Source organism: Kitasatospora sp. NPDC015121, assembly GCF_055562955.1.
Window position 1 is genome coordinate 134665 of the sequence record NZ_JBVHEH010000022.1, and the last position, 6256, is coordinate 140920.

The window sequence follows — 6256 nt, forward strand, 5'->3', positions numbered from 1 at the left end:
CCCATTCGTACTTGAGGGTGTGGCCCGGCGGTTCTGTCGTTCCTGCACCCCTTCGCTTCACGAGGAGTGCAGTCGTGTCCGAGATCCGCATCGCCGCCGAGTCCCGCACCGAGTTCGGCAAGGGTGCCGCCCGTCGTGCCCGTCGCGCCGGCTTCGTCCCCGGTGTCGTCTACGGCCACGGCCACGCCCCGGTGCACCTGAACCTGCCCGGCCACGACCTGATGATGGCCCTCAAGACCCCGAACGCCCTGCTGGTCGTCCCGATCGAGGGCAAGGACGAGTACGTGCTGCCGAAGGCCGTGCAGCGCGAGGCCATCAAGCGCTCCATCGAGCACGTCGACCTGCTGCTGGTCAAGCGCGGCGAGAAGGTCACCGTCGAGATCCCGGTCCACACCGAGGGCGAGCTGGCCCCCGGCGGCAACCTGATCGAGAACGTGCTGAACGCCCTCCCGATCGAGGCCGAGGCCACCCACCTGCCCGAGTCGGTCACCGTCTCCGTCGAGGGCCTGGAGGCCGGCGCCTCCATCACCGCCGGCGACATCACCCTGCCCTCCGGCGTGACCCTGGCCGTCGAGGCCGACGCCGTCGTGCTGCAGGTCATCGGCGCCCAGGCCCCCGAGGCCACCGAGGACGAGGCCGCCGACGAGGCCGCCGCCGACGAGGCCGTCGAGGCCTGATCACCGCCTCCTCGCTGCCCCGGCCGTCCCCGCCCCGTGCGCGGACGGCCGGGGCAGCGGCGTGTCCGGGATGATGTGGACGGTACGGAGAACACCCGCGTGAGGAGCGGCATGAGCGAGTACGACGGCCCCTGGCTGGTGGTGGGCCTCGGCAACCCGGGCAAGGAGTACGCCCGCAACCGGCACAACATCGGCTTCATGGTGGTCGAGCTGCTGGCCCAGCGGATCGGCGCCAGGTTCAAGGCCCACAAGAGCCGCGCCCAGGTCGCCGAGGGGCGGCTGGCCGGCAGGCGGGTCGTCCTCGCCGAGCCGATGACCTTCATGAACCTCTCGGGCGGCCCGGTCACCGCGCTGCGCGACTTCTACAAGGTCCCGACCTCGGCGGTCGTCGCCGTCCACGACGAGCTCGACCTCGACTACGCGGCGCTGCGGCTGAAGACCGGCGGCGGCGACAACGGCCACAACGGCCTCAAGTCGATCACCAAGTCGCTCGGCCCGGACTACCACCGGGTCCGCTGCGGCATCGGCCGCCCGCCCGGCCGGATGGAGGTCGCCGACTTCGTCCTCAAGGACTTCTCGTCCACCGAGCGCAAGGACCTCGACTGGTTCGTCGACCGGGCCGCCGACGCCGTCGAGGCGCTGCTCTCGGACGGCCTGGAGCGGGCCCAGCAGACCTACAACTCCTGACCGCCCCAGCGGGATTGGCACTGGGTGCAGGCGCCGCACCGGATCCGGCCACGCTCCGTACACAACGTTCATGCAACGCTTGCCGGGAGGAAGCTGACCGGGGGTCAGAAACGTCATCTGATCGGATACCGTCAGGACCGGTACAGCGAAGGATTGAAGTGCCGTCTATGGGGGTATGGACCGTGATCCGGTCGAAGCGCGTGGGCAAGGTCGTCGGAGGCACCGTGCTGTGCCTGGCCGCCGGAGGATGGGCCGCCGGGCCCGCCGCCGCCGAACCCACCACCGGCCCCGAGCCCGCCGCGGCCCGGCTGGCCCCGCCCACCGGCTCGGTCGGCTCGGCCGGCCTGTACGCGGTCGGCGGCGGCCTGGTGGTGGTGGCCGGCGGCGCGGCCGCGTGGCTGCGCAAGCGCCGCGGCGCCTGAACGACACGACGGCGGCCCGCCCCCTCGACGAGCGAGGGGGCGGGCCGCCGTCGTGCGTGCGGGGCCCGGTCAGCCGGTGTTGCGCAGGCCCGCCGCGATGCCGTTCACGGTGAGCAGCAGCGCGCGGGCGCGCAGCGGGTCCTCCGGGCGGCCGGCCGCGACCTCCTCGCGCTGCCGGCGCAGCAGCGCGACCTGCAGGTAGGAGATCGGGTCGAGGTAGGCGTCGCGGACGGCGAAGGTCTGCTTCAGGACGTCGTTGTGCTCCAGCAGCTCGCTCTCGCCGGTGAGGCGCAGCACCTCGCGCAGGGTGAGGTCGTGCTCGGCGACGATCTGGTCGAAGACGTGGTGCAGGTCGGCGGGCACCAGCTGCTCGACGTAGTGGCGGGCGATCCGCAGGTCGGTCTTGGCCAGCGTCATGGCGACGTTGGACAGGAAGTTGCGGAAGAAGTGCCAGTTGCCGTGCATCTCGTCGAGGACGTCGCCCAGGCCGGCCTCGCGGGCGGCGGCCAGGCCGGAGCCGACGCCGTACCAGCCGGGGACGATCTGCCGGGACTGGGTCCAGCCGAACACCCACGGGATGGCCCGCAGGCCGTCCAGGCCGGCGCCGCTGTCGGGGCGGCGGGACGGGCGCGAGCCCAGGTGCAGCGAGGCCAGCTGGTCGACCGGCGTCGCGGCGAAGAAGTACTTCGGCAGGTCCTCCTGCTCGACCAGGGCGCGGTACGCGGTGTGCGCGGCCTCGGAGACCCGGTCCATCGCGGCGTCCCAGCGGGCCAGCTCCTCCGGGGCCTGCCGGGGCGCGGTGTGCAGCGCGGACGCGGCCAGCGTGGCGGAGAGGGTCAGCTCCAGGTTCTCCCGGGCCAGCGAGGGCAGCAGGTACTTGTCGGAGATCACCTCGCCCTGCTCGGTGACCTTGATCTCGCCCTCCAGCGTCCCCCACGGCTGCGCCAGGATCGCCTCGTGCGAGGGGCCGCCGCCGCGGCCGACGGTGCCGCCGCGGCCGTGGAACAGCCGCAGCCGGATGCCGTAGCGGTGCGCGACGTCGCGCAGCCGGCGCTGGGCGCGGTGGATCTCCCACTGCGAGGTGGTGATGCCGCCGAACTTGGAGGAGTCCGAGTAGCCGAGCATGACCTCCTGGACGTCGCCGCGCAGCGACACCAGCAGCCGGTAGGACGGGTCGGAGAGCATCTCGTCCAGGATCCGGTCGGCCTCCTGGAGCTCGTCGGTGGTCTCCAGCAGCGGCACGATGCCGATCTTGGCGATGCCCGCGTGCAGGTCGATCAGGCCGGCCTCGCGGGCCAGCACGGCGGCCGCGAACACGTCGTCCGCGCCCTGGCACATCGAGATGATGTACGACTCGACGATCTCGTCGCCGAAGCGCTCGAAGCCCTCGCGGATGGTGGTGAACACGCCCAGCGTCTTGGCGCCCGCGGCGTCCAGCGGCGCCGGGGTGGGGGCCAGCGGGCGGCGCGAGCGCATCTCCTTGGAGAGCAGGCGCTGGCGGTACTCGCGCGGCATGTCGGTGTAGCGCCAGGCCTCCTCGCCGAGCCGGTCGAAGAGCTGGCCGAGCGCGTGGTGGTGGGCCTCGGCGTGCTCGCGGACGTCCATGGTGGCCAGCTGGAGGCCGAACGCCTCGATGGTGCGGATCGTCCGGGCCAGGCGGCCGTCGGCGATCAGGCCGCCGCGGTGCGCCCGCAGCGAGTCCTGGACCAGTCGCAGGTCGGCCAGCAGGTCGCGGGTGCCGACGTAGTCGCGGCCCGGGGTGGGCGCGGTGCCGGCGGCCAGGCGGTCGCGGGTGTTCTCCAGCTTGATCCGGATGCAGGTGGCCTTCAGCCGGTACGGCTCCTCGGCGTTCATCCGCTTGTAGCGCGGGCTCAGCTCGGGCAGGTGCGCCAGGTCGGCGTCCAGCGAGGCGAGCAGCTCCTCGGAGGCCCCGGCGAGGCGGACCGAGGTGGAGAGCGAGGCGCGCAGGTCGTCGACCGCCTCCAGGGCGTCCTTGATGCCGTACTCGTGCTGCAGGTTGAGCACGTCCCAGGTGACCCGCGGGGTGACGTTCGGGTTGCCGTCGCGGTCGCCGCCGATCCAGGTGCCGAAGGTCAGCGGGCGGACGCCCTCGGGCAGGGTCAGGCCGACCCGGGCCAGCTCCTCGTGCAGCTCCTCCAGCACCTCCGGGACGGCCTCGCGGTACAGCTCGTCCAGGTAGTAGACGGCGTTGCGGGCCTCGTCGGTAGGCTCGGGGCGGGCGATCCGCAACTCGTCGGTCTGCCACAGCAGGTCGATCACCTCGGCGAGGCGGCGGTCGGCCTGGCGGCGGGCCGAGGTCTGCCGGGCGCTGTCGACCTGCCCGGTGGCGGCCTGCTCGCGGTGGATCCGCTCCAGCAGCTCGCCGACCCGGCGCAGCTTGTTCAGCACCGAGCGGCGGGCCGCCTCGGTCGGGTGCGCGGTGAACACCGGGCGGACCGCGAGGTTGGCCAGGGTGTCCGCCAGGTGCTTGGGGTCCGCCTCCTTCAGCTGGTCGGCGGTCTGCGAGAGCACCGAGCCCTCCAGGGCCCGGCGGGCGGCGAACTCGCGGCCCCGGTGCACCTGCTCGGTGACGTTCGCCAGGTGGAAGTAGGTGGAGAAGGCGCGCACCAGCTTCGCGGCGGTGTCCAGGTCGATCTCCGCCAGCAGCTGCGCCGTCGCCTCGCCGTCGGTGCGGCTCAGCAGGCGCACCTGCTCGACCAGGCCCAGCAGTTCGGGGCCCTCCTGGCGCACGAGGGTCTCCCCGAGCAGGTCGCCGAGGCGGCGGATGTCCGCACGCAGCGCGGCGTTGTCCGCGTCGGCGATCGAGGAGGGGCTGTCCGCCGGAGTGGGGACCGGAGCGGTCACGGCTGTCTCCCTGTGGTGGTGGGGTTCGGCAACGGCTCTGACATCACCGCGGTGCGGGTGACGGGTGCGGACCGCGCTGTCCGACGGGCAACAGCATAGGTGGCACGGGGTGCCAGTACGGAGAGGTGGCCGGATGGCGGACACCCGGCGGGCGCGCCGACGGGGCGCGGGACGGGCGGGAGGGCGCCGTCCGCCCCCGGCCGCATGCGTATCGTGTCGGTCATGAGTGAGAAGCCGGCGGGGGACGGCCTGTGGTGGTGGGCGCGGAGGCGGAGCGCGGCGCTGGACGTCGCGCTGGCGGTGGTGTCGGCGGTGGAGTGCGCGGCCGGCGCGTACGGGCTGGTCCGGGACCGGCTGCACTGGGGCGGGCCGGCCACCGCGCTGTGCGTGGCGCTGGGGGCGCTCGCGGGCGCGTCGCTGCTGGTGCGGCGGCGCTGGCCGGTGGTGCCGGTGGTGGTGGCGCTGGTGTTCGTGCCGGGGTTCTTCGGCGTGGTGCTGCTGGCGGTGTCGCTGTACACGCTGGCGGCGACCTGGGAGTGGCCGACCCGGCGGGCCCGGGTGGTGGTGTTGTCGGCGGTCGCCATGGTGGAGACCTTCGGCATGGTGCTGCTCGCGATGACGGCGCCCGCCAAGAACCCGCCGCCGGCCGAGCAGCTCCCGCCGACCTGGGTGTACCCGGTGATCGCGGCGTTCGTCGCGGTCGGCATGGCGGTCGCCCCGATGGTGACCGGCCTGTACGTGGGCGCCCGCCGCCGCCTGGTGGAGTCGCTGCAGGACCGCGCGCTGGGCCTGGAGGCCGAGCTGACCCTGCTCGCCGAGCAGGCCAGGGAACGCGCCTGGCGGGCCCGGGCCGAGGAGCGCACCCGGATCGCCCGGGAGATGCACGACGTGGTCGCGCACCGGGTCAGCCTGATGGTGGTGCACGCGGCCGCGGTCGAGCGGATCGTCCCCAAGGACCCGGTGCGGGCCCAGCAGTCCGCGCAGCTGATCGGCGAGACCGGCCGGCAGGCGCTGGACGAGCTGCGGGAGATCCTCGGCGTGCTGCGGATGACCGAGCCGCAGGAGCAGGTGGAGGCCCCGGTCGGCGGCCTGTCGGAGCTGCCGGAGCTGGTCGAGCAGTCCCGGGTGGCGGGCATGGCGGTGTCGCTGACGGTCAGCGGCGAACGCCTGGAGTACGTCGCCGAGGCCGAGCAGACCGCGTACCGGGTGGTGCAGGAGGGCCTGACCAACGCCCACAAGTACGCGGGCGGCGCCCGGGTCGCGGTGCTGCTGGCGTTCGTGCCGAACGGGGTGCGGGTGTCGGTGGTGAACGAGTGCCCGGGCTCGGCGACGCCGGTGGCGCTGCCCAGCGGCGGCAACGGCCTGGTCGGGATGCGCGAGCGGGTGGTCGCGCTCGGCGGCGCCTTCCACTCCGGGCGGGAGGCCGACGGCGGCTTCCGGGTCGAGGCGGTCCTGCCGTCCCGGCTGCGCCGCTCGGTGAAGCCCCTCGACTAGGTCCTCTCGTTCCGGGCTAGACGAGTAGTTCCGAAGTCGGTCAGTGGTCGTAGGCGATGAGTGAGCGGGTGACGGGTCGGCCGATGGTTCGGTTGTGCCAGATCGCGCAGG

5 protein-coding genes are annotated in these 6256 nt (G+C 73.5%); 4 read left to right on the forward strand and 1 reads right to left on the reverse strand.

The features are described 5' to 3' along the window. Window positions 1–74: 74 nt before the first annotated feature. From ACZ3J7_RS29405 to ACZ3J7_RS29415, 3 genes are all read left to right on the forward strand, one after another. Window positions 75–677 carry a 50S ribosomal protein L25/general stress protein Ctc gene (locus ACZ3J7_RS29405; protein WP_465626250.1) on the forward strand — a complete coding sequence of 201 codons (603 nt, stop codon included), beginning with the start codon at window positions 75–77 and terminating at the stop codon, window positions 675–677. Window positions 678–788: 111 nt separating this feature from the next. Then, a complete protein-coding gene (gene pth, locus ACZ3J7_RS29410; protein WP_380238006.1) occupies window positions 789–1364 on the forward strand; it encodes an aminoacyl-tRNA hydrolase in 576 nt (191 codons plus the stop codon). 200 nt (window positions 1365–1564) lie between these two features. Further along, entirely contained in the window at window positions 1565–1786 is a 222-nt protein-coding gene (locus ACZ3J7_RS29415; RefSeq protein WP_465626253.1) for a hypothetical protein, read from the forward strand. Between the two features lie 69 nt (window positions 1787–1855). On the opposite strand, the gene ppc is transcribed toward ACZ3J7_RS29415, so the two are convergent. Next, window positions 1856–4651, reverse strand: coding sequence for a phosphoenolpyruvate carboxylase (gene ppc, locus ACZ3J7_RS29420; protein WP_465626255.1), 2796 nt, complete (start codon window positions 4649–4651; stop codon window positions 1856–1858). Between the two features lie 222 nt (window positions 4652–4873). Here ppc and ACZ3J7_RS29425 point away from each other — a divergent pair, with 222 nt between their 5' ends. After that, window positions 4874–6145: a sensor histidine kinase gene (locus tag ACZ3J7_RS29425; protein WP_465626256.1), complete on the forward strand. Its 1272-nt coding sequence runs from the start codon at window positions 4874–4876 to the stop codon at window positions 6143–6145. The last annotated feature ends 111 nt before the right edge of the window (window positions 6146–6256 follow it).